Origin of the sequence: Streptomyces sp. NPDC051218, assembly GCF_044455475.1 — a bacterium.
Lineage (GTDB): Bacteria > Actinomycetota > Actinomycetes > Streptomycetales > Streptomycetaceae > Streptomyces.
The window spans coordinates 1-24,489 of the sequence record NZ_JBITEU010000021.1; the positions used below are offsets into that span (position 1 = coordinate 1).

General features: G+C 65.1%; 13 protein-coding genes. 5 read left to right on the top strand and 8 right to left on the bottom strand.

Annotation, left to right across the window (positions count from 1 at the left end; translation table 11 throughout):
• The 4 genes from ACIBCK_RS38455 to ACIBCK_RS38470 all read left to right on the top strand — a co-directional run.
• On the top strand, positions 1-461 hold a 461-nt coding region (locus ACIBCK_RS38455), incomplete at its 5' end, for an integrase core domain-containing protein (RefSeq protein ID WP_399397937.1).
• A gap of 286 nt (positions 462-747) precedes the next feature.
• Complete coding sequence (locus ACIBCK_RS38460; RefSeq protein ID WP_399397939.1) at positions 748-1,236, top strand: flavin reductase family protein; 489 nt, start codon at positions 748-750, stop codon at positions 1,234-1,236.
• Positions 1,237-1,256: 20 nt separating this feature from the next.
• Complete coding sequence (locus tag ACIBCK_RS38465) at positions 1,257-1,487, top strand: MbtH family protein (RefSeq protein ID WP_399397941.1); 231 nt, start codon at positions 1,257-1,259, stop codon at positions 1,485-1,487.
• Complete coding sequence (locus ACIBCK_RS38470) at positions 1,484-2,791, top strand: acetyl-CoA carboxylase biotin carboxylase subunit family protein (RefSeq protein ID WP_399397943.1); 1,308 nt, start codon at positions 1,484-1,486, stop codon at positions 2,789-2,791. Before ACIBCK_RS38465 ends, ACIBCK_RS38470 begins: the two co-directional genes overlap by 4 nt.
• 22 nt (positions 2,792-2,813) lie before the next feature.
• On the opposite strand, the gene ACIBCK_RS38475 is transcribed toward ACIBCK_RS38470, so the two are convergent.
• Positions 2,814-4,160 carry an MFS transporter gene (locus ACIBCK_RS38475; protein WP_399397945.1) on the bottom strand — a complete coding sequence of 449 codons (1,347 nt, stop codon included), beginning with the start codon at positions 4,158-4,160 and terminating at the stop codon, positions 2,814-2,816.
• Here ACIBCK_RS38475 and ACIBCK_RS38480 point away from each other — a divergent pair.
• A complete protein-coding gene (locus tag ACIBCK_RS38480) occupies positions 4,135-4,758 on the top strand; it encodes a TetR/AcrR family transcriptional regulator (RefSeq protein WP_399397947.1) in 624 nt (207 codons plus the stop codon). The genes ACIBCK_RS38475 and ACIBCK_RS38480 overlap by 26 nt on opposite strands.
• Here the strand turns inward: ACIBCK_RS38480 and ACIBCK_RS38485 are convergent.
• The 7 genes from ACIBCK_RS38485 to ACIBCK_RS38515 form a co-directional block, all read right to left on the bottom strand.
• Positions 4,744-5,805, bottom strand: coding sequence for a MupA/Atu3671 family FMN-dependent luciferase-like monooxygenase (locus ACIBCK_RS38485; RefSeq protein ID WP_399397949.1), 1,062 nt, complete (start codon positions 5,803-5,805; stop codon positions 4,744-4,746). The genes ACIBCK_RS38480 and ACIBCK_RS38485 overlap by 15 nt on opposite strands.
• Before the next feature lie 49 nt (positions 5,806-5,854).
• Complete coding sequence (locus ACIBCK_RS38490) at positions 5,855-6,883, bottom strand: pyridoxal-phosphate dependent enzyme (RefSeq protein ID WP_399397951.1); 1,029 nt, start codon at positions 6,881-6,883, stop codon at positions 5,855-5,857.
• Between the two features lie 133 nt (positions 6,884-7,016).
• Positions 7,017-7,739: a thioesterase II family protein gene (locus ACIBCK_RS38495; protein ID WP_399397953.1), complete on the bottom strand. Its 723-nt coding sequence runs from the start codon at positions 7,737-7,739 to the stop codon at positions 7,017-7,019.
• 53 nt (positions 7,740-7,792) lie between these two features.
• The gene (locus ACIBCK_RS38500; protein WP_399397955.1) at positions 7,793-13,447 is read right to left on the bottom strand and encodes an amino acid adenylation domain-containing protein; all 5,655 of its coding nucleotides are present in this window, start codon (positions 13,445-13,447) and stop codon (positions 7,793-7,795) included.
• A complete protein-coding gene (locus tag ACIBCK_RS38505; protein WP_399397956.1) occupies positions 13,444-18,114 on the bottom strand; it encodes an amino acid adenylation domain-containing protein in 4,671 nt (1,556 codons plus the stop codon). Before ACIBCK_RS38505 ends, ACIBCK_RS38500 begins: the two co-directional genes overlap by 4 nt.
• Positions 18,095-21,271: an amino acid adenylation domain-containing protein gene (locus ACIBCK_RS38510; protein WP_399397958.1), complete on the bottom strand. Its 3,177-nt coding sequence runs from the start codon at positions 21,269-21,271 to the stop codon at positions 18,095-18,097. The genes ACIBCK_RS38505 and ACIBCK_RS38510 overlap by 20 nt, the downstream gene beginning before the upstream one ends.
• Positions 21,268-24,480 (bottom strand): amino acid adenylation domain-containing protein, encoded by a 3,213-nt coding sequence (locus tag ACIBCK_RS38515; RefSeq protein ID WP_399397959.1) that lies wholly within the window; start codon positions 24,478-24,480, stop codon positions 21,268-21,270. The genes ACIBCK_RS38510 and ACIBCK_RS38515 overlap by 4 nt, the downstream gene beginning before the upstream one ends.
• Positions 24,481-24,489 lie beyond the last annotated feature (9 nt).

The following is a 24,489-nucleotide window of genomic DNA, read 5'->3' on the forward strand; positions in this document are numbered from 1 at the left end:
TTGAGACGTCAGACATCTCGATCAACAGCCCGGGGGCCTCGCTCGTTTCGCTTCACGGGCTGTCACCCGATCGGTGGCCACATCGAAGAAGCTCACTGATCCGTGACCGCCGTGGCCAGTACATCGACGCCTTCGACGCCGTCTTCGCCGACGTCGGCCTGCGCGTCCTCAAAAGCCAGCCCCAGGCGCCGAAAGCGAACGCGCACTGCGAAAGGTTCATCGGCACCCTGCGCCGCGAGCTCCTCGACCGGACACTCATCCTCAACGAACGGCATCTGCGCCGAACCCTCACCAGGTACCTGAAGCACTACAACGGGAACCGGCCTCACCGCGCATTGAGCCAACTCTGTCCATCGCAAACTGAAGCCGGACCTCCGCACCCCATGCACCCCGCCGAGCAGCGCGTCCGCCACACAGCGGTCCTCGGCGGACTCATCAACGAGGACCAACATGCCGCTTGAACTGCACGGATAGCGCTCTCGGCAGGCGCAGAGTCGCCCGGCTGGTTTCACGCAAGGCGGACCCCCAACCAAGGTCCAGGGGCAGCAGCCGTTGTACCGCAGTTGTGCTGAACCTGTGCATTGCTTTGGGACTCTCTTCTCACTCCTGCCTTCCAACTAGGTCAGCTGGAATAGGTAGCCTGAAGATTTCTCGATCCGAGGAGGTGCTGTCATTCCGGTAGCCGACTGGGAACAGGGCAGAACCCATCAGGAGAACACGTCGCCCACATTAGATTTCCGCCGGGTGATGGGGCAGTTCGCCACGGGTGTGGCGGTGGTGTCCGCTGCTGGACGCGGGCCAGCGGTGGGGATGACCATCAACTCGCTCGCCTCACTCTCGTTAGAGCCACCGCTAATTTCACTGGCCGTCGGACACGCCTCCAACACCTGGCCGCAAATCCGGCAGCAGCCAGGGTTCAGCATCAACATTCTCAGTTCCCAGCAGCAGGCCCTCTGTCGCGCGTTCGCCACCCCTAGCGGTCGCCGGTTCTCCGATGTGGACTGGACACTGTCAGAACACGGCACCCCCATCATTTCCGGTGTGCTGGCCTGGCTTCACTGTGAGATCGAGCATGAATATGCCGTGGGTGACCACTGGTTGGTCGCATCGCGGGTAATAGCGGCTCGGAACAACAGCTCAGCCTCGGGCCTGATCTTCTTCCGTAGCGGTTTCCGGACAGTCGGGCCGCTCCTAACAGAGGGCGCGGACGGGACCCGTCACGCGTCAGGAGATTAAACCAAGAAGGGTTAAGTTCTGTGGAAAATAACGCAACGAACGGCAGCACAGACCTCCACAAGGTCGTGGTGAACGTCGAAGAACAGTATTCGGTCTGGCCGGTGGGCCGTGAACTCCCGGCAGGTTGGCACGAGGAGGGCTTCACCGGCGAATTGGAGAAGTGCCTCGATCACATTGACCAAGTGTGGACTGACATGCGCCCCCTGAGCCTCCGTCAGCGTATGGAAGCCGACACGGCGACGGGGCGATGACGGGCAGCATGTGGACGCGACAGGAGGCCGACCACGTCGGCAAGCGCCTGCTCGTCGTCTACGACAAAGGCGCTGTCGGCCCCTACGAGATCGCGCGAAGTCTGTCCGACATGTGTGAGATCACCTTCCTCGTTCCCGAGTCGAAACACAACAGTCGGGTTCTCCCCCTGCTCGGGCAACTCGCCGACGTGGTAAGGCTGGACGACGACGTACGCGACGTGCGACGGCATCTCGACCGGCTGCGACCAGACGGCATCACGACATTTTGCGAAAGCCGCCTGCTGCTGACCGCCGCGCTCGCCGACTACCTCGGCCTGCCGTACCACGACCTCGACACGGTGCAGCTGCTCCGGAACAAGCATCGGCAGCGCGAGCGGCTACGGACCCACGGCGTGGACAATGTACGCAACGCGTTCCTGTCCTGCCCCGAGGACTGGGACGACGCAGTGGCACGGACCGGCATACCGGCGGTGCTGAAACCGGTGGACGGCGAGGGGAGCCGCCACACCACCATCGTGCATGACGCCTCCACTGGCCAACGCCTCCTGCAGGAACTTCTGGCGGTCGATGGGAACGGGCAACGCCGGGAGCAGGGGATGGTCCTCGAGGAGCTTCTCGTCGGACGTGACATGAGGCCGTTCGGAGACTACGTGTCAGTGGAATGCCTAGTGTCGCGGGGGCAGGTCCATCCGCTCATGGTGACTGGAAAACTCCCGTTCCGCCCACCATTCAGGGAACTCGCTCACATCTGGCCCGCGCCACTGGACGACGCCGACCGTAAGCCGGTGCTGGATTTGTGCATTGCCGCGCTGACCGCTTTAGGCGTGAGGCAGGGCCTCACTCACGTAGAGATCAAGCTGACCGAGTCCGGCCCTCGACTCATCGAGGTCAACGGCCGCCTCGGCGCGTACTTCCAGGAGATGAGCTGGGCCGTCGGCGGGCCCAACCTTGTGCAGTGGGCGGGACGGCTTGCCTTCGATGAGGACGTACGCAGCGAACCGCTGGCTTTCGACAAGGTCGTCTTCGCCCACTTCGAGAAGGCTCCAGACGGCGCGACGGCGGTGCTGTCCGCTACCGGCGCCACCGAGGTACGGAAGCTACCCGGATGTCGCCTCTACCGGCCCTGCGCCACAGTGGGCCCTGATCCGGACGGCGACATGAGCATGATGGATCTTGACCTCTTTTGCGGCGTGGCCGACGACTACGACGAGATGTTCGCGATGATCGCTGAAGTACAGGAGAGGGCGAAATTCACTTTCGCCTTCGACGCAGAAGCGACTGCCACTCCCTCTGCCGGGCACTGAAGCGGGTAACGGGAAGCTCTCGTCACCCCTTCTCCGGCAGCGGGCTGCGATCGACGGTAGGGGCCGGTGTTGTCGCCGGCCCCTCACCTTGTCGGCACGTGCCGACCACAAAGAGGCTGAAGCCGAGCACCTGCATGATCACCATGCCCAGCAGCGTCGCGCGATCCCCCAACGCTTCGAGCGCCATGCCCCCGATGACCAGGCCGGCCGCGCCCCCGAGCGTTGTGATCGCACTGAAGATCGTCAGGGTCTGCGGTCGCAGCCCTGGGGTGATCCTGCCGAGACGCACGGCGGCGGCAGGCCCATTTGTGATTCCGTTGAACAGACCTGCCACTAGCAGACAGGCGGCCAGCCCGAACGGGTCAAGGGGCAACAGCAGGAGAGTAAACAGAAGACCCTGAGTGACCTTGCCCGCCGTCGTCAACCTCACGGCAGCGAATCGCCGCACCGCGATCACCGCCAGCAGACTGCCGGTCAGAGCGCCGACGCCGAAGGCTCCCACGACCAAGCCAACCGTCCTAACGTCTCCTCCGTATCGCGTGTACGCGAAGACCGGAATTGCGACAAACAGCGCCTGCCACGCCGCTTCCGTGAGGACAGTACCAAGTGTCCAGTAGCGCAGCAGCCGGTCGGACCAGAGGGTCCTCATGCCGGCCCTGGCCCCACCCAGGTCTTGCGGTGCTGGAGCCACCGCGGTCCGTACACGCCGGGCCACAAGGTATGCGGCCCCCCAATAAGTCAATGCGTTGAGGGCCAGCACGAAAGGCGCGCCGACAGCGGTGATCAGAACGGCGGCCACTGGCGGCCCCAATAGTACGGTCGTGCGCACCGCGCCCTGCAGCAGCGAGGCGGCACTGGCGAGGAGGCTGCTCTCCTCCCCCACCAGGTCCCCCACGATGGTCTGCTGGCTTGCCAGATACGGCGCGGTAAACAGGCCGAGTGCGAAAGCCACACCCAACAGGATGGGCAGGGAAAGCACGCCAACCGCGTGAAGCACAGGCACGAGGGCGATGATGAAGCCTCGAATGACGTCGGCGAAGATCATCCACCGACGAGGTCCGATCCTCGCGGCCAGGACGCCGCCGTACACCCCGAACAGCGCCACCGGCACCAGCTCCGCAGTCATCACCCAGCCCATCTGCGCCGGCGAGCCCGTGCTGGTCAGCACCAGCCAGGGCAGCGCGAGAAACGCGAACTGGGCGCCCATGGAGGAGACAACCTCAGCCAGAAGTAGCGGCACGAGGCCGGGGAGGGCGAGGGCGGAAGGGGTGCCGGGTCGGCGGCGCCATCTCAGTAACATGGAAAAATAATAAGACGAGCGCTCGCTATTGTAAACTGTAGTCATGCCCAAGATGAGCGACCGATACATGCAGTCCCGGCGGCAACAGATCCTCGACGGCGCACGGAGCTGTTTCGCCCGGCACGGGTTCGAAGGGAGCACCGTACGCTTGCTTGAGACCGAGATCGGCTTGTCCTCGGGAGCGATCTTCAATTTCTTCCCGACCAAGCTTGACCTGTTCATCGCCGTTGCCGAGCAGGACAGCGCACGAGCGGCGGAACTCTGGCTCGACGGTGGCATCCAGGCCGTCGTGGAGGCCTTCGCCGCCAGCGAGCGGGAAATGTCCGGCAGCTACCTTGAGCTGGGCCGACGTATCTGGTCGGATCCTGAGTTTCGTGCCAAGTGGGCGAGCCGCGGCGAGGGGCTTGAGGGAGCCATCCGCGAGGGCCTCCTCAAGGGGATGCGCGAGGGTCGTTTCCGCACGGACCTTCCACTGGAGACGCTGGCCGAGTTCGCCACCATCGTCCTCGACGGGTTCATGCTCCGGGTCCGTGTAGGTGGCCTGCCCGCCAGCCGGGAGGCTCTGTACTCCCTCTTCACCCGTGCGCTGTCGCCGATCATCGTCGACCCGGTGGCGCCTGCTGGCGCCACCGGGTCGACGAACGACCATGTGTCACACGCGCCGTAGAGCGGCCAGCCGAGTGATCTGCTCCAGGCTCGTGAGCATCGCGTCAGCCGGCACACCGAAGTCGATCAGACATGCGATCTCGTCGACCCCAGCGTCCGCGACCTGGTCCACGATTCCGGCGCAGTGGTCGGTGTCCCCGATTAGCGATCCGGTGTCGAAGTACCGCTCGAAGGTCATCTCGAGCATCTGCTCCATAAGGTCAGCGGGGAGTTCCTCCGCCACCATGGTCTTGCTACCGCTGATGGTGCCCCCGCCGCTGGCGGAGAGCTGCTCCAGCTTCACCGCCGACCTAAGGTATGTCTTGAGTGGGTGCTCGACCACTGAACGCGCGCGCTCACGATCGCCGTCGAGAAAAGTGTGGAGCATCAGGCAAACTCGACCGTTCCCCGGCTCGAGCGCGGCCGCCCGCCGCGCCTCGCGATAAATTTTGATCTTGCCACTGAGTTCGTCGAGGTTGTGGAAGATCAGGTGGGTCAGAACGTTCGCGCCGATCTCGCCAGCTCGGCGGAAGGTATCCGGGCTCGACGACGCGGTAAGCCAGATCGGCAGATCCGCCCGCACGGGACGCGGCGTCAGCCGGACCTCGACCGGCTTGTCGGCCGGGTTGAGCAGTGTCACGGCATCACCCGCCCATAGCCGCCGTACGGTCTCGATCTGCTCGTACATCACGGTCCGGCGACTGTTGTACCGGTCCGGCATGAGGACGAAGTCGTTCACGTTCCAACCTGAGCCGAAGGATAAGGCCACCCGGCCGCCGGACAAGTTGTCCACGACCGACCAGTCCTCAGCGAGGCGCACTGTGTTGTGGAGCGGCGAGACCACGCTCCCCGCCCTAATCTCCAGGCGGCTTGTGCGGACGGCCAGCGCGGCGCTGGTCAACGCGGGATTGGGGAACAAACCCCCGAACTCATCGAAGTGACGCTCCGGTGTCCAGACCGCGCGCAGCCCGCCTCGGTCCGCCAACTCGGCCGCACGCAGCACAACGTCGTATCGGTTGACCGACTCGATGCCCTCCGCAGCCCCGAAAAACATGATTCCGAAGTCCATTAGCGAACGCCCCCTTCCAGTTTCTGTCCTGACATGCGTATGCCTACGATCATCTCGCCACTGGGTGAAGCAGGTCCGCCACTGCGCTGCCGGTTTTCAGTCCGGATCCGGTGAGCACGACGACGCAGCTCTCCCCGGGCCGGATGACACCGTGCGCCACCAGGCGGCGGAATCCCGCTGCGGCCGCGGCGCTCGTAGGCTCGCTGTACATACCGGCCGAGGCGAGGAGCCGCAATCCGGTGACAATCTCGTCTTCGCTGACCGTGCAGACGCTGCCACCCGAAGCCCGGATGGCCGCCAGCACAGCCGCGCCCCGCAAGGGCTCCCGACATGCGATTCCTTCGGCCGCAGTTGTCCCGCCGCCGACCGCCGAAACGTCCGCGTCCGAACTCCGCCAGGCCCGCTCCACCGCCGGGTAGCGGTCGCTTTGGATCGCGTGAATCCGCGGATGACGACCGCCCTGCTGAGCATGAGCCAATGCCTCGAACGCGTGGTGCAGCCCTAAAACGAGGCTGCCGTGCCCGCACGGCACGACGACGTGCTCCGGCAGTTGAAAGTGATTTTGTTCCCACAACTCCAGGCCGAGCGTCGCCACGCCACGCAGGAAGACTGGCAGATAGTTGTGGCTGGCGTAGAAGGTCTTCTCCGCGGCGGCCCGGGCGGCACGGGCAGCATTCTCGCGTGGTCCTGCGACCGGGACGACCCGAGCCCCGTATGCCCTCATCTGCGCCAGCTTGCCAGGTGTGTTTCCAGCCGGGGCGAAGACCGTACAACCGATTCGACTGGCAGCGGCGTAGCCGGCCAGGGCTGCTCCTGCGTTGCCGGAGGAGTCATCGACCACCTCGGTGAGACCCAGCGGCAGCATACTGGAGAGCATGAAGGCAGCACCGCGGTCCTTGTAGCTTCCGGTGGGCAAAAGATAGTCGAGTTTGACTGAGCATGGTCGGCCAAGCACCTCCGTGCTCACCAGGGGTGTCACGGTCTCGCCGAGCCGGACTCGTGCCCCATCACCGAGTCCCAGAACATCCGCATACCGCCAGAATCCGTGCTCCGATCTGTCGATATCTGCTTCCCGCACCGGACGCAGTCGGAGGAGGTCAAGCACTCCCCCGCACGAGCAGCGCCACACGGGTTCGGCGACACCAGTTGGACGACAGCATCGCGAGCAGATGTAGACGTCCTTGTCCTGCGCAGTATCTGTTCCCACCTGATCACTCCTTACGAGGGCCGACGACAGCACCCCGCAGCTGCACAGCTCGAGAGTGGACGAACCTCACCAACTCGGCTTGCTGGTTCTGGATGTAGAAGTGGCCGCCCTCAAAGATCCGAAAGTCGAACGGCCCGACCGTCTCAACACGCCACTCCTGCAGCAGCCCGACGGGAACCTCTTGGTCGGCGAGGCCGCCGAGCGCGGTGATCGGGCATGGCAGAGGCGGACGATCCGGCGGCAGATAACCTGAGACCATCGCCAGGTCAGCCCGGATGGCTGGCATGAACAGCGCCAGCAGCTCCGGGGAAGACAGAAGAGCTGGCGGCATCCCCCCGATCCGGACCAGTTCCCGCGTCAGCTCGTCATCGGGCAGGCGAGACAGGTCTGCTGCCTGTCCGCGCAAGTGCCGGGGTGTTTGGCAGGCGGACACCAGGAGATGGCACGGTGGGCTGCCCCGGGCGAAGAGTTCGTGGGCCAGTTCGAAGCAGACAAGCGCTCCGGCGCTGTGTCCGAAAAGCGCGAGCGGGCGATCGCCCCAGGGAGCAAGCGCATCCGCGATCGCACGGACCACCTCCGCCAGCGACAGCACCGGCGGTTCCAGAATACGGACACCCCGACCCGGCAGTGTCGCCAGCAGGAGTTCGGTGTCGGCGGGGAGCAAGCTGCGCCATCCCGCATACACCGACTCGCCTCCGCCCGCGTACGGCACGCATAGCAGCCGCATGCCAGGGTCACCCACCCGACCGGACGTGACAACCCAGCTACCCCCATCAGGTATCACCGTCCGCTCCCTGGGCGGTCCGCCAGCACGTCGCGCACCTGGCGTCCCAGATCGGCCACACTCGGCGGGAACATAAAGTCGTGGTGAGTACCAGCAACCGACCGCTCCACCAGCTTGCCACACGTCAACTGACGCCAGGCCTCGGCACGCACCGGCGGCGTCGGCAAGCTCCGATGCCGATCGCGCGCCCGGAAGAGGAAGATGTCGGCGTCGACCTGGCCGCACGGTCGATAATGGTCGGCAGCGTGCCCATTGGCGGTGAACACCTCAACCATGCGCCGCATCGCCTCGGTCTGCTCCACTTGGGAGAGCCAGTCGCCGCCCAGGACCCCGTCGGTGCGGGCCAGCAGAAGCTCCAGCCCTATGTCGTCCGGGACGCCGTCCAAGTCCGCAGGGTCGACCCCGGCTAGCAGGCCGAACTTAACCAGGTCCGGCTGCTCCTGGTACCACTGCTCCAACTCGTCCTCGCCGAACACTCGCGCGTCCAAAACCAGCAGGAAGTCGACCTTCTCTCCAGATGCCTCCAACCGTCGCGCCATCTCGTAGGCGACGTTTGCCCCAAAACTCCACCCCCCCAGCCGGTACGGTCCTGACATCTGAACCGCGCGCACCTGCTCCAGGTAGCGCTCCGCCATCTCCTCCACCGTCCGCAATGGCGAATCGTCTGTGTCGTAGCCGACCGCACCGAGCCCGTAAACCAGGGCTGCGTCGCCCAGCTCGCGAGTGAGGTCTATGTAGGAAATCACCTCGCCGGATTGTGGGTGGACGAGAAAGATTGGCACCTCAGCGTCCGCAGGCCCTCCAGGCAAGCGTACGAGGGTGTCGCTGGGCCGGGCCCGACCGCGAATCCGGTCACACAACTGCGACACTGTCGGCGCCTGGTATAGCGCAGTGAGAGCGAGTTCGACATTGAACTCTTTGCGTACCCGGTCGACGAGAACCACCGCCATCAGGGAGTGGCCACCCAGCTCAAAGAAATCGTCCTCGACGCCCAAGCTACGGTTCAAAACCTTTTCCCAAACCGGCAGCATCCGCAGTTCCATCTGGTCCCGGGGCGCCTCCTTCAGCTTCCCCGCCACGCCGTCCGTCTCTTCCGGGACAGACAGCCGAGTACGGTCGAGCTTGCCGTTGGCGTTCCTGGGCAGCTCCGGCAACACGAGGATCACGGCGGGCACCATGTAGTCGGGAAGACGCTCATGCAGGTGGGCCCGAAGCGCCGTGTTCTCCACGCTGGCAGCGCCGGTTGACACCACATACCCGATCAGGCGGCCGTCACCCCGCCCCAAGGTCTGCCATACCACCGCGGCATCGGCGACTGCGGGATGGTCGAGCAGGACACTCTCGATCTCGCCCGGCTCGACCCGTACACCACGGATCTTGATCTGCTGATCGGTACGTCCGATATAGTGGAGTTTCCCTTCCTGTCCCCACCGACCCAGGTCCCCAGTGCGGTACAACCGCTCGCCGGGGACTCGTGCGAATGGCGATGGGACGAAGCTGCGCGCCGTGTCCGCGGGCCTGTTCCAGTAGCCACGCGAAACCAATTGTCCGCCGACGAATATCTCCCCCTGCGCCCCAGGGGGAACGCATTCCATTCGGCCATCGAGCACGTAGATCTCCACCCCTGCATTTGGCACACCGAGTGACACTGCCGACCCATCAGGCGCCGGCTCGACCACGTGCCGGGTCGACGTCATCGTCGTCTCCGTCGGCCCGTACTGGTTGACCAGGACGATGTTCGAGCCAAAGAGGGACCGAGTCCGACGGGCGGTCGCCGCGGTTAGGGCCTCGCCACTGGTGGCGATGATCCGGACGGAATCGCCCGGCGAGACGCTCAACGTCTCCAGAGCGGTCAGGGAAGCTAGGAAGCTGGGCACCGTACTCAAGAGCGCGGAGATCCGGTGGGCACGGATGGCGCCCAGCACCCGCTCCGGGTCTCGTACGTTCTCGTGGCTCATGAGGACTACCTGGGCGCCGACGGTCAGCGGGCCAAAGATGTCCCGCACTGAGGCGTCGAACGATGGGGACGCCAGCTGTAGCACGCGGTCCTCGGAAGTCAGCGCGCAGTCCTCGTGCATGGTCCGCAGGTACCGCGCGACTGCAGCATGGCTCGTCGCCACTCCCTTCGGTCGCCCCGTAGTACCGGAGGTATAGAAGAGGAAGGCCATCGCGTCGGGAAGCGGGGTCGCCAGGGTGGCGACGGCCGTGCAGGCCTGCGTCCAGTCGATGTCGCGCTCTATCAGAATGGTCCGCAGCATGCCATTACTGAGGTCCGACAGACTCGCCGAGGTGACCACTAGCTCGCTACCGGAGTCGCGCAGCATGGCCTCCCGGCGAGCGACTGGATAGTTCACGTCTATAGGTACGCAGGTTGCACCGGAACGCAAGACGCCCAACATCGCAACCACGAGGTGCGTTGAGCGGGGCAGCAGCACGGCAATCCGCTGCTCCGGCGCTACGCCGGACCGCACCAACAGGTCAGCGAGATTGGCAGAGGCACGGTCCAATTCCGCATAGGACAGCACCTCCCCGGAGTCAGATTCAACGACTGCTGGCGCGTCCGGCGAAGTCCCTGACTGGACCGCCACCAGGTCCGGGATCGTCAGCATCCCGGCATCCGGCAGCGGCGGGCCGGGACGCGACCACGACAGCACCTCAGCCCGCGCCTTCTCGTTGAGTAAGGGCAGCGCCGCGAGTGGCTGGTCCGGGCTGGTCGTGCCGACGCGAAGCACTTGAACCAGCTGGTCCAGCATCCGCTGAGCCGACGAGTCGTCGAACAAGTCGCTGCTGTACTCGACCTCTAGGTCCAAGCCCGCCGGGCCGTCGATCAGGTAAACAGTCAGGTCGAGCTGGGATGTGTTGTTCCCTACGGCAAGCTCTTCGCAGGAGACCGAACTCCAGGAGCCTTGGCCCTCGGCAGGCGCCACGTGCTGCACCAGCATCACTTGGTAGAGCGGGTTGCGGTGGGCATCCCGAGACGGGGCGATTGCCTCGATCACCCGGTCGAAGGCAACGTCCTGGTTCGCGTAAGCGTCGAGCGCCGTCTCCCGGACCTGGGTGACCAGCTCGGCGAAGCCTTGCTCGTCGCGGATCCGGCTCCGGATCGCCAGAGTGTTGAGGAAAAATCCAACGAGTTCGTCAACCTCACCGCGGCTCCGGTTCGCGATGGGCGTGCCGATAATGACGTCCCTCTGATCCGTGAGGCGATACACGAGTGTCTGGAGGGCTGCCATCATTGTCATGAAGATCGACGCGCCGGAACGGCGAGAGAAGTCCCGGACCGCGGCCGTTACGTCGTCGTCCAGCCGCAAGGTGAGGCGTCGCCCTTCGTAGTTCGCCTGAGCGGGGCGTGGTCTGTCGCTGGGGAGGTCGACAACCGGCAATTCGCCGTCAAGTTGCTCGCGCCAGTAGGCAAGCTGCTTATCGTGCACGCCGCTCGATTGGGCGTCACGCTGCCACGCTGCGAAGTCCGCATACCTCAGAGGCAGCTCCGACAGTCGCGGCTCTCGTCCCTGCACGACCGCTTCGTAGTATTCGCCAAGGTCGCGGCTGAAGACGCCGAGCGATTCGCCATCCGCGACAATGTGGTGGGTGCTCCAGACGAAGACATGGTCATCCTCGGCGAGACGGATCAAGGAGTACCGGTTGAGTCCGGGCCCGTCGAGGTGGATCGGACGGCGAATCAACTCCCGGACCACCGACTCGACCACCGCTTCGTCCACATCCTCATCGCGGATGTCAATGAGTTCGAGGTCGATCTGCGTAGGCGGGACGACCTGCGAGACGGGCTCACCCCCAAGGTCTCGAAAGACCGTTCGGAGCACCTCGTGGCGGCGGACAAGCTCGCTTAGCGCCTGCCCGAGAGCCGCACGATCGAGCTCACCTCGGAACCGGAGAGTGAGATAGACGTTATAGGCGGGGCTATCACCGAGAAGCTGGCTCAGGAACCACAGCCGGCGTTGCCCAGGAGACAACGGCTCCGGCTCACCTGCCAGGTACGGGCGTCGCCCTGGGTCGTCAAGGACGTCCGCACCGTTGAGGAGCCGTCGCTCCACCCGCCCGGCGAGCGCGGCCACCGAGGTTGACTCGAACAGGTCCCGCAGCGGCAATGAGACGCCGAAGGCCTCCCTGATCCGGGCTGCAACTTGCATGAGCCCGAGTGAGTGGCCGCCGTAGTCGAGAAGGCTGACGTCGGCGCGCAGATTGGGGGCGTTAAGTGCCTCAGCGCAGATGCCCACCAGCAACTCGGTCAGGGGAGATGTAGCGGCCAGGGGGCGGGCGGCAGTCGGGGACGTGTCGGTACCTGCAGTGTCATGGAATCGAGGCGTCTCGGTCACGCTGAGGTCCAGGAGCTCGCCGAGACTGACGTCGGGTTGCCTAGCGGCCGCCGCGAGGAGCTCGAGGAGGTGGTCCAGCACCCGTGCCGAGTCGACGTCGGACAGCCGGGAACGGTCATAGAGCAAGTCCAGTTCGATGCTGTGGCCCGCGCCTACCAGTAGGGTCACTGGATAGCGGGTGCGCGAACCGTTAGACAGCTCGGGCCGGAAGGTCAAATGCAGTCCACCTCCACGCACTGGAGCGTCGTCCCGGCCGCCCTCTATCACCAGCAGGCTCTCGAAGAGAGGCGTCCAGCCCGGAACCGCGCTATAGGAACGAAGCTCGGTCGCGCTGGCGAACTGGTGCTGTTGGGCAGACATGCAAGCGGCCTGCACGACCCGGACCCATGGCCAGAAGGGAGACTTCGGCGGTGGCGCCGCCAGTCGTATTGGGAGCGTGGCGACGAACATCCCCACCCCCTGGTCGGCCCCAGGCAGGTCCTCTGGCCGCCCAGAGACGGTGAGTCCAAACACGACGTCCGGGTCACCGGTGTAGCGGTGCAACAGCAACGCCCAAGCCGCCTGCACAAGCGACGGCAGGCTAACGCCTGCCTCGGCACAGCGGTTGCGTAGGTCAACGGTGAGAGACGCTGACACCCCACGCTTCTGTCCTGCTATCCCCGGCTCGATGCCGGATGGTGCTGCTGGCCGACCAACGGACGTCGGCTGAGCGAGTCCACACAGGACGTCCTGCCAGTACGACTCGTCCGGGCCGCGATCATGATGGTCGAGCCAATCCAGGAAGTCGTAGAAGGTACAACCTTGCTCGTCTGCAATATGCTCGCCGGCGTACGCGCGCAGCAGGTCGGCCAACAGCACCTGGTATGACCAGCCGTCCATCAGTAGGTGATGGAAGGTGAGCACCATGACGTACTCATCGTCGGCAAGTTGGAACAGCGCGATACGGAGCAGCGGCGGACGGCCGACGTCGAACTCAGCGGTCCGGTCACGATCGATATAGTCCTGCAGCATACTTTGCTGCTCGCTTGGAGACCACCGTCGCCAGTCCTCGGTGACGCACGGCAGCTGGCATTCATTCATCACTGCTTGGAGCGGTTCGCTCTGCTCTTTCCAGAGGAACGCAGCTCGCAGGATGGGATGCCGTCGCAGGACGGCTCGCCAGGCAGCACCGATCGCAGCGTGGTCGACCGAGCCCTGCAGTGTACAGACTACCTGCTCGACATAGAGCCCTGGCTCGTGTGGGCGCACCGTCTCCAGCAACATTCCCCGCTGAGACTCGGACAGCCTGTACACCGCCTCCACTCGTCGGGTCATGCGTCATCTCCGCTCTCGAGCATCGCGAGTTCGCCAATGGCCGCCTCTAGCTCTCCGGTCGAAAGATCCCTGTCGACCCTGACGACCCCAGCGCTGCGGATGGTTTCTGGAACTGCCCCGGCCATGTCCTGAAGTTCACTCTCGAAGCGATCCAGCAGGCGGTCCGTGAATGCCTCGGAAACCCGAGTGTCCCGTGTACAGACGACGTTGAGCAGCCCGTCAGCGACATAGACGTCGAGGTCCAGCAGGTGTGCCGGCGGATTAGCCGGGTCCTGCGGCAGCGCCCATACCACCGGGCCTTCGGTGAGCATCCGGCTTCCTGCCCTACGACTCTCCGTCTGGCCGAGGAAGTTGAAGCGGAGCCGGGCTGTGGGCCGGTTCGCTAGCTCGGAACCATGGCTCGACAGGTATCTGAGCAGGCCGTAACCGACTCCCTGACCGGGAACGGCCCGTACGGCCTGGCGAACAACGTCAAGGACCATCGTGCCACGCCCGAATCGAAGAAATAGGGGGAACTGGGCAGTGAACCATCCGACCGTTCGGGAGAGGTCGTGTCCCGGGCAGAGGTCCTCGTCCCGGCCGTGCCGCTCCAAGTCCACCAGCAGTGCGTCACCGCTGGTCAGTTGCTGTACTGCGGCGGCGAACGCAGCGAGCAGAACCTCTTCCGTCCGTGCCTCCATGACGACTGGAAGCTGGCGGAGAACGGCCTCCGTCAGATCGTCGGCCAGTCGGCGCGACGTCACCGCGATGGCAGCCGTCCGCGACGGCGCTGTCAGCGGCACACCAAGACGCGGCTCCCGCTCTGGCAGCGCGCCCAGCCACCACGCCAGTTCACCATCGAGACGGGGCGATTCAGCAAGCCGATGCAGTTCGTTGGCCCAGGTCAGTGAGGACGTGCCTGGGCAGATTTTTCCCTCCCCGCCCTGGGAGATCGCCTCGTACGCCGCCCCCAGGTCACGTTCGATGACCGCCCACGACACGGCGTCAACCACCAGATGGTGCACAACTAGCAGCACCAGATCGGGTCTATCGCCGCGACGGACCACGCCTGCGCACCAAACGGGGCCGCTGGAGATGTCCAATGTGCGGTGGCATGCAATCGCGAATTCCCGCAGTGCCGCGTTTTCCTCGGCCTCGCCGAGACCGTTCAGGTCGAGCTCTCGCAGCGATACGGCGCTGTCGTCAGAGACTTCCTGGACCCATCGGTGACCGGTCTGCCGGAACCTCAGCCGCAGGGCGTCGTGCTCGGTGACGAGGCAGCGAAGAGCGGCAGCGAGCGTGGCGCTGACGAGCCGCCCCGGCGACTGCCACACGCACAGCTGATTCCAATAGTGCGGGTTGGGCAGCTCCTGGGCCAACAGCCACTGCTGCATTGGATTGAGCGGCGCACGGATGGGACGCTTTTCTACTCCAGTACGCGTGGACGTGTCGACCACCTTCGCCAGCGCGGCCACGGTCCGGTGCTGGAAGATGTCCCGAGCGTGTACGCGCAGACCTGCCTGGTTGAGGCGGGCGGCAACGTGGATGGACAAGATGGAGTCTCCACCAAGCTGGAAGAAGTCGTCGTCGATGCCGATTGGCTCGTGTCCTCCGATAACCTCCTGCCAGATGTCGACCAGCGTCTGCTCCGCTCCGTTCGTCGGCGCCCGCTTTTCATCCGCCGGCTGGTCCATCACTAGGGCTGGCAGGGCCCTCCGCTCCACCTTGCCGTTGCTGTTCAGAGGCAGTCTGTCAAGCACCTGAACCTGGCCGGGTATCAGATATGGCGGCAGACTGGCCCGGAGCCGGGCGAGCAGCTGGCTGGTGTCGATGCCGGACTGCGTCGGCTCGACATACGCGACCAGCAGCGGGCGACCGGCCAAGTTGCGCCGGATGGCAACAACGCCCTGTCGCACCGTCGGGTCCCGGTCTAGTGCTGTTTCTATCTCGCCCAGCTCGATGCGGAAGCCGTTGAGTTTGATCTGGTGGTCGCGCCGACCTAGGTATTCGATCTGTCCGTCACTACGCCAGCGGGCAGCGTCCCCAGTCCAGTACATCCGCGCTCCCGGCACGGCGGAGAACGGGTCTGGCAGGAAGACGCCCGCAGACAACCCGGCCTGCCCGACATAGCCGCGGGCGAGCCCGGGGCCCGACAAGCAGAGCATGCCGCGTACGCCGACAGGAACCGGCTGCAAATTGTCGTCAATGATGTAGGTGTTGGTGCCGTTCACGGGGCGGCCGATCGGCGGAAGCCCTCGATGGTTGGGCGGGATCGGCGCATAGGTGGAATAGGTGGTGGCCTCGCTGGGCCCGTAGAGGTTCCACAGACTGCGCACAGACGACCGTGAGTACACGCGGTCGACCAGGCCCTCTGGCAGTTGTTCGCCTGCGAGGTTGACGACACGCACGCTCTCGGGCACCGCGTTCGCGGCGACCAGTTGTGCCGCCGCTGAGGGCACGGTGTTGATCAAGGTAACGTCGGCGGCGGGACCGCCGGACGCTACGTCCATCACTGTTTGGGCGAGTACAACAGTGCCGCCCGTGTACAGCGGGAGGAAGAGTTCGTAAACGGACAGGTCGAAACACAGGGATGTCGAGGCCAGCACCCGGTCCAGGTCGCCGGGCTCGGTAAGGGACCTAGCCCAGTCCAGCATCGTCACCGCACCTCGATGGGTAAGGGCCACGCCTTTCGGCCGGCCGGTGGATCCCGAGGTGTAAATGACATACGCCACTCCGTCAGGGTCCGCCCGTACATCCGCGACAGCTGAATCCCCCGACCAATCCACCCCCTCGTCCACACAGACCATGCGAACACCCACCGGCAACAACCCCACCAACGACCGCTGCGTCACGACCACATCAGCAGCTGAATCCCCCACCATCAAACTCAACCGCTCCTGCGGAAACGCCGGATCCAGCGGCACATAACCACCGCCCGCACGCAACACCCCCAGCACGGCGACCACCATGTCCAGCGTCCGGGGCAGGCACACCCCCACCAAACGCTCCGGGCCCACCCCCAAACCCCTCAACACACCCGCCAGCACACCCGAACGATGCGCCAACTCCCCATACGTCAACGACTCCCCCGAACCGGCATCCACCACCGCCACCGAGTCCGGACACTGCCGCGCCCGCTCCACAAACAACTCGGAGAGCGTCGCTGGGCCTGACCGCTCGACCGCCTCGCCCTGTCCCCAGCGCAGGATGCGCTCGGTTTCATCGTCAGAGAGGAGAGACAGCAATCCGACCGGAGCGGAGGGGTCGGCCACGGCCGACAGCAAGAGCCGGACCAGTTGCTGCAGTAACTGGCTGACCTTCTCGGCCTCGAACAGATCCAGGCTGTACTCGAACTCGATCTCAAGCTCGTCGTCGAGTTCAGTCGCATACATTGTCAGGTCAAACTTCGACGTGCCGTTGTCCAAGATGACATTCTCGGCGGCTGCCGCGCCCAACCGCCGGATCTCCATATCTGCAGGTTGGAAGGCGAAGGCTGCCTGAAACAACGGGTTGTGGCTGAGGTCCCGCTGGGGGGCCATCTCGTCCACGAGCTGCTCAAAGGGGACCTCGTGGTTGCTGAATGCCTCCAGGGCGGCGGTGCGCGTCAGGCCGATCAGGTCGCGCATAGTGAGACGGCTGTCAACCTCGTTGCGAAGTACGAGGGTGTTGGCGAAGAGGCCCACTACGCGCTCCAGCTCCGGGCGGTCCCGGCCAGCGACCGGCAGTCCAACCAAAACATCTTGCTGGCCGGTAATCCGGGCGAGCAGGGCCTGGAAGCCAGCAAGCAGGGTCATCGGAAGGGTTGCGCCAGTGGTACGGCCCAACTCGCGCAGCCCACGCGAGAGCTCATCGCCGAGGCGGACACTTACCCGCGCGCCACGGAGCGTCTGCATCACTGGTCGCGGCCGGTCCGCCGGTAGCTCCAGCACCGGCAGTTCCCCGGAGAGCTTGCCCCGCCAGTAGTCGGCTTGCACCTGGAGGGCGGAGCCGTCCAGGCGGGTTCGCTGCCACGCAACGAAGTCGGCGTACTGCAACGACACTGGCTGCAGGGCATGCTCCCGCCCCCGGCTGAAGGCCTCGTACAGCTGGTGCAGCTCCTCCCCTATGATCTGAACCGAGGCACCGTCTGCGACGATGTGGTGCATCGTCAGCAAAAGCAGCCGCTCCGGGCCGCTGCCGCCGATGAGCACCGCGCGGAACAGAGGCCCGGCGCCCAGGTCGAACGGCCGGCTTGCCTCATCGGTCGCATGCCTGATCAGCGACTCCCGGATCGGTCCGTCTGACGGCGCCACCCGACCGACAGCGATGTGCTCCAGCGTCACATCGCGGTTCTCGACGTCGGCGTACACCTCGTTGTCCTCGCCAGCGCGGAAGACGGTGCGCAGGGAGTCGTGCCGACGTGACAACTCCGTCACCGCTCGGTCCAAGGCGGCCTCATCGACCCCGTCGGGCAGGAGCAGCCCGGTGTAGATGTTGTATGCGGCGCTGAGTGGCATGAGGCTTTGCAGGAACCACATCCGTCGCTGCATGGTGGAGAGCGGCGCGGGCCCCCCGGAATCGGCACTCCGCCGTATGGTGTCGCGCCGGTCTGTAGCCCCCTCTCCTTTAAGGCGCTCCTCCAATAAAGCTCGGCGCCTCGCGGTGAGGGCATTCTCGGTAAGCCCAGGCTCAGCGGGCGGCGTGGTCATTGATCTCCTCCTCGGACATGGCCTCGATCTCCCGCCGTACCTCGTCCTCAACCGCCACGGCCATCCGGGCGACGGTAGGGTTGGCGAACAGCAGACTCAGTGGCACTGCGGTCTCGAACGCCGCTCCGACCCGGCTGATTAGCTGTGGCACCAACAGCGAATGGCCGCCAAGCATGAAGAAGTCGTCGGTGATGCCAATCCGGTCGAGCTTTAGGACCTCTCTCCAGATGTCCAGTACAGTCTTCTCCACGTGATTTCGCGGCAGTTGCGGATCGTCCTCCATCGCCGGCGGGGCAACGTCGATCTCGCCGAGCGCGCGCCGGTCTACCTTGTCGTTCACCAGTCGGGGAAGGCGATCACGGGTCACAAACAATGACGGCACCATGTGCACTGGCAGCCGCGCGGCGAGGCGTTCCCGCAATTGAGGAACGTCCTCCTCGGCGACGCCCGAGACGAAGGCGACCAGCCGCTGATCATCGGGCCCGAACTCACGGACTTCCGCAGCGACTTCACGAATCGCGCTGTCCTCGGCGAGCCTGGCCTCAATGTCCTCAATCTCCGCCCGAATTCCCCGGATCTTGACCTGATTGTCATGCCGGCCGAGGAATACCAAGGTTCCGTCAGCCCGGCGGTAGCCTTGGTCGCCGGTGCGGTACATCCGTTGCCCGGCTATGAAAGGATCCGGCAGAAAGGCTTGAGCGGTTCGCCGGGCATCGTGGAGGTAGCCGCGCGCCAGCCCGGCACCTCCGAGATAAAGGCCGCCGGCGACGCCGGGCGGCAACGGACGCAGCTGCGGATCGAGTATGTAGACCCGGTGGCCGCTAATCGGTAGACCGATAGGTACTGGCGCTAAGTCGCCCGAATCCTGGCCGCAGGCATGAGCGGTGGAGTCGATGGACGCCTCAGTGACTCCCCACTGGTTGACCAGCTGGCAACCGATCGGCGCGAGTCGGCGCAGCGATCGTTCGACCAACCGGTCTCCGAGCGCCTCACCGCTGGATACCACCACCCGCAGCGCGGCAAGTGACAAGTCCGGCACGTCGCAGGCATCCAGCCATAGCGCGAGCATGCTCGGCACGAAATGCAGGACGGCAACTTGGTGTGCCACTACGGCGCGGGTGATCTCCGTCGGGTCACGGTGCAGACCAGGATCGAGCATTACCACCCGGCCACCGGTCATCAGCGGCCAGAACAGCTCAACCGCTGAATCGTCGAAAGTCAAGGTCGTCTTATGCAATACGCCCTCGCCTTCGGCCAGCTGGTAACGCTGTTGCATCCACCGCAACCGGCCGACCCAGCCGCGGTGGGTGTTGGCCACTATCTTCGGCACCCCTGTCGAGCCCGAGGTGAAGAAGACGGAGACGAGATTGTCGGGACGGAGCACAGGTCGGACGCAACCTGATGGGCCGCTGGTCCCGGCCGTTGGCGCCTCGTCAACGGCAATCACTCGGCAGTCGGACGGGACCCGATCGGCCAATGATCGGCTCGTCACCACGTGGGCGCACCCGGCCCTGGCCAGCAGCTCAGTGGTCCAAGCGGTGGGGGTCTCCACGTCCAGAGGAAGATAGGCCCCGCCCGCCTTGAGCACGGCCAGCAGGCCGACCATAAGGTCCAGGGAGCGTTCGATCAGCACAGCCACGGGCATGTCGACGCGGACCCCCTCCCGGACGAGCCGGTCGGCGACGGCCTCCGCCGCCTCGTCTAACTGCCGGTAGGTGTAGTGGCTGGCGCCGTGCTCCACGGCGACTCGGTTGGGAGTACGCGACGCCTGTTCGGCGATCAACTCGTGGAGACATCGGTCCACTCCAGTATCCGGAGGTTCCTGGGTCGTCACGTGCCACGCCGGTGGGTCGTAACGCGGCGCGTAGGCCGCTGCCGACCGATCCGGGTCGGCGACGAACTGCTCGATGAGGTCGGTCACATGCTTGAGCAGCAGGTCGACACTCGTGTCGTCGAGCCGCGCCCGGTCGTAGAATGCCTCAAAGGCGAGACAGTCCCCGACGTGCACATCGACCGTCAGCAGATAGTTGGTGCGTTCGCGGTAGCCCACATCCCGCCGCCGCGGTCCACCCACCGCAGTGTCGGCGCCGGGGTAGTTTTCGAAAACCAGCACGGTGTCGAAGAGTTCCGTCCCGCCCGGGACGCCACTCGCCTCGCGTACCCGCACCAGGGGCGTAGACTCGAACTCGCGAGCTTCCGCCTGCCGCTGCTGCACGCTGCAGAGCCAGTCTCGCAGGGTCAGGTCCTCGGAGACCGTGATCCGCGCGGGGAGGGTGTTGATAAACATCCCCACCATCTGCGCGGCACCCTTGAGCTCAGTCGGTCGGCCTGACGTGGTTGCGCCGAAAACAACGTCCCGCTCTCCGCTGTACCACGACATCAACAGTGCCCAGGCTCCCTGCACCACGGCGTTGAGCGTGAGCCCGTGAGTACGAGCGAAATCCTTCAACGCAGCGGAGACCGGCCCGCTCACTTCCGCACGCCGCTGCCCCAGGCCCTCTGCGCGGTCGGATAGTCGATCGATACCCAGCGAGGTCGGGCGGGTGAAGCCATTGAGGTATTCGCTCCAGAACCCGTCCGCCGCGGCCAGGTCCTGTTGACGCTGCCACAGCACATAGTCGCGCTGAGTAGGTCCACGGTGCGGAGGGGCTGGGGTGCCAGCGCCCGCCGCAACATACTCCTCGTCGACCTGCCGCAACACGAGCGCCGCGCTCCATCCGTCGAGGATGAGGTGGTGGAAGGTCCAGAGCAGGAACACCGAGGTGTCCGTGAGCCTGACCACACAGATCCTCATCAGGGGAGCCGTGTAGATATCCAACGGGCGGTGACGGTCGTCGTCTAGGAGCCGATCTCGCGCGGCAGCCTGCTCAGCTGTGGAAAGGTCGCGCCAATCCAGCTCGCGCCAATCCGTGCTGACCGCGCTGGCAACGACCTGCACCGGTTCCTCAAGTCCTTGCCAAGCAAAACTGGTGCGCAGAGCCTGATGGCGCCCCACTACCCGCTGCCATGCCTCCCGCAGAACTTCGGTGTCGACCTCGTCGAGTACGCAGTAGTGCTGCACGAGGTAGTCGTCGACGGCCTGCTCAAGCAATGTGTGAAAAAGGATGCCATGTTGCGCCGGCCCCAGAGGGTAGGCGTCCACCACCGTCGCACTCACTTGACCCCTCCAATCTTGAACTGCGCCAACAGGCTCGCGAGAGCGTCCGTATCCACGTCCGCTACGGCCATCCCGCTTACCGGGCCGCCGCTGGCCGGCAAAGCCTCCGTGATGCTTTGCACGTTCTCGATCTGTTTAGCGGCTATCCGGCGCACCAGCTGATCGTCTGGAATGCCCGGCATGAAGGTCCACTCGATGAACAGCTGGCTGTGCTGGATGTAGGCGACGACATCTAGTTGGTGGCTCCGCGGGAGGTCTGGACCGACGTTGTGGTCCACCTTGTCGACCGGCGTGAACAACTCGTTCTCCACCGATTCGGCGTACCGGCCTAGGTAGTTGAAAAGCACCTGCCGTGCTGGGAGAGCTCGTAACCGCTCGGACAGGGTCGGATCGGGGGTGAGGTACCGCAGCACGCCGTAACCTGCCCCACCGCTGCCCGCCTCCTGCACCTGGTCGCCGATCTGTCGAACCGCGGCCAGTTCCGTCGATTCTGCGGGCATCCGCAGGTGTACCGGGTAGATCGAAGTGAACCAGCCGACCGTACGGGACAGCTCGAGGTCGTTCCAGGGCAGCTCACGCCCGTGGGACTCCATATCGACAAGCAACTTGCTCCGTCCCGCAGCCCGCAGCAGCGCAGCGAGCAGAACAGCGTCGACCCGCACCTGGTTGGTCGCGGCCCGGCGGACGAGTTTCTCAGTGGAGTTGCGGTCGAGGACGGCGGTGAAACTGCGGGAGTCACCGACTCGACCGACCGTCGTGTCACGGGCCGGACAGAGCTCCCCGGATGCCCCATCCGCCAGCCCGATCCAGTAGCTGGCCTGCTCCTCGGCGAGCTGCCCGGCAGCCCACGCCGTGAGGCGGTCGGTCCAGTCCCGCACAGAGGACGAGCGCAGCGGCAGTTGTATATCCCGCCCATCGACGGCCTGTTCATAGGCAAGTCGCAGGTCCTCGAAGAGGACGCGCCAGGAGACGCTGTCTACGACCAGGTGGTGCACGACCAACAGGACCCGCGGCCTGAAGCTGGCGCCTTTGATCACCACCACACGGACGAGCGGCGCTTCCTCGATGTCCAGGCCGCTCTGCACGTTAGCGACGGCCGTGTCGACGTCCTCGCCGGGGCGTAGCCGCACGGTCTCGATCCATACCGGGCGACCAGGCAAGTCGATGGACTGTGTCCACTCGCCGCCCTCGTCGCGCCGGAAGCGGGCGCGCAGTGCGTCGTGGTGAGAGATGACGGCGGATACCGCGCCGGTGAGCGCCTGTTCGTTCAGGGGGTGGTTCCAGACCACCATCTGGGACTGGTTGTAGTGGTGCGGAGGGGCCGCTGTGCGCTGGAATAGCCAATGCTGCACAGGCGAGAGGCGGACCCGCCCCCGCACCGGCGCCGGGTCGGGCAGTGGCCCTCTGTCAGCCAGCGCAGCCTGGGCCAGTTCGGCCACCGTGGCGTGACGGAAGAAATCACGGGCACTCAGGCTCACCCCGAACTCGCGGGCCCTTGTCACCACCTGCATGCTGAGGATCGAGTCGCCCCCGAGTTGAAAGAAATTATCCCAGATCCCGACCGATTCCACGCCGAGCGTCTGTTCCCACACCCGCACCAGGATCTGCTGGACTGGATCTTGGGGGGGCGCGTAGGTACTTGGCAGGTGGTCACGACTGGCGCAGGGAGTGGGGAGCTTGGACCGGTCGACCTTGCCGTTAGCCGTCAGCGGTATCCGCCCGAGCCGGACGATGATGGCCGGAATCATGTGTGCGGGCAGTCGGCTGGCTAACCATTCACGCAGGTTGATGATGGGGGTGTCGGTGGCCTCTCGGGGAACGACGTAGCTGATCAGACGAGTGTTCCCGTCCTCACCTGATTGAGCGACGACCACACTCTGCTGGACTCCCGGATGAGCGTCCAGGGCGCCCTCTACCTCGCCTAGCTCGATGCGGAACCCGCGCACCTTCACCTGGCCGTCAAGCCGCCCCAGGTACTCCAAGTCGCCGCCGGACGCAGCGCGGGCCTGGTCTCCGCTGCGATACATCCGGCCGCCCGGCACATCAGACCACGGGTCCGGCAGGAACCGCCTCGCGGTGAGCCCTGGCTGTCCCAGGTACCCCCGTGCGACACCCGGTCCGCTCACGAAGATCTCTCCTGCTGCCCCGTCGCTCACCGGATTCAGCCTCTCGTCCAACAGGCGGACCCTCAAGTCCGGCAGCGCGCTGCCAATCACGCTACGAGCGCCGAGGTCCGCCGTAATCACCGTGCGGTGGGTGACGTGGACGGTCGTCTCCGTGATCCCGTACATATTCACCAGCTGGGGCCGTTGGTCGCCGTACCGGTTGATCCAAGGCTGCAATGTGGCCGGTTGCAGGGCCTCTCCCCCAAAGACGACCAGCCGAAGGTCGACCAGCATGTCAGGGCGTGCTACGGCGACCGGGATGATCTGCCGGAAGGCCGACGGAGTTTGGTTCAGCACCGTGACTCGCTGGTCGCGCAACGCGTCGTATACCGCCTCGGGCTCCCGGGTCATCTCGTGCGGCAGAATCACTAGCCGTCCGCCGTGCAGCAGTGGGGCCCACATCTCCCAGACCGAAAAGTCGAACGCGAACGAGTGGAACATCGCCCACACATCGCCGTCAGAAAGGGCGAACAGTTGCCGGGTCGTATCGAAGAGACGCAAAACGTTCTGGTGGGTGACTGCAACCCCCTTCGGCCGGCCGGTGGATCCCGAGGTGTAAATGACATACGCCACTCCGTCAGGGTCCGCCCGTACATCCGCGACAGCTGAATCCCCCGACCAATCCACCCCCTCGTCCACACAGACCATGCGAACACCCACCGGCAACAACCCCACCAACGACCGCTGCGTCACGACCACATCAGCAGCTGAATCCCCCACCATCAAACTCAACCGCTCCTGCGGAAACGCCGGATCCAGCGGCACATAACCACCGCCCGCACGCAACACCCCCAGCACGGCGACCACCATGTCCAGCGTCCGGGGCAGGCACACCCCCACCAAACGCTCCGGGCCCACCCCCAAACCCCTCAACACACCCGCCAGCACACCCGAACGATGCGCCAACTCCCCATACGTCAACGACTCCCCCGAACCGGCATCCACCACCGCCACCGAGTCCGGACACTGCCGCGCCCGCTCCACAAACAACTCGGAGAGCGTGCTGGCCGAAGGGTGCGTCTTCGATACCTTCGTCCGATCCATGTCAACATT

What these genes read in the sequence shown, in the direction of transcription:
- ACIBCK_RS38460 (WP_399397939.1), top strand. Translation starts at nt 748, where the DNA reads ATGGGGCAGTTCGCCACGGGTGTGGCGGTGGTGTCCGCTGCTGGACGC.
- ACIBCK_RS38470 (WP_399397943.1), top strand. Translation starts at nt 1,484, where the DNA reads ATGACGGGCAGCATGTGGACGCGACAGGAGGCCGACCACGTCGGCAAG.
- ACIBCK_RS38480 (WP_399397947.1), top strand. Translation starts at nt 4,135, where the DNA reads ATGCCCAAGATGAGCGACCGATACATGCAGTCCCGGCGGCAACAGATC.
- ACIBCK_RS38475 (WP_399397945.1), bottom strand. Translation starts at nt 4,160, where the DNA reads ATGTATCGGTCGCTCATCTTGGGCATGACTACAGTTTACAATAGCGAG.
- ACIBCK_RS38485 (WP_399397949.1), bottom strand. Translation starts at nt 5,805, where the DNA reads ATGGACTTCGGAATCATGTTTTTCGGGGCTGCGGAGGGCATCGAGTCG.
- ACIBCK_RS38495 (WP_399397953.1), bottom strand. Translation starts at nt 7,739, where the DNA reads ATGCGGCTGCTATGCGTGCCGTACGCGGGCGGAGGCGAGTCGGTGTAT.
- ACIBCK_RS38500 (WP_399397955.1), bottom strand. Translation starts at nt 13,447, where the DNA reads ATGACCCGACGAGTGGAGGCGGTGTACAGGCTGTCCGAGTCTCAGCGG.
- ACIBCK_RS38505 (WP_399397956.1), bottom strand. Translation starts at nt 18,114, where the DNA reads ATGACCACGCCGCCCGCTGAGCCTGGGCTTACCGAGAATGCCCTCACC.
- ACIBCK_RS38515 (WP_399397959.1), bottom strand. Translation starts at nt 24,480, where the DNA reads ATGGATCGGACGAAGGTATCGAAGACGCACCCTTCGGCCAGCACGCTC.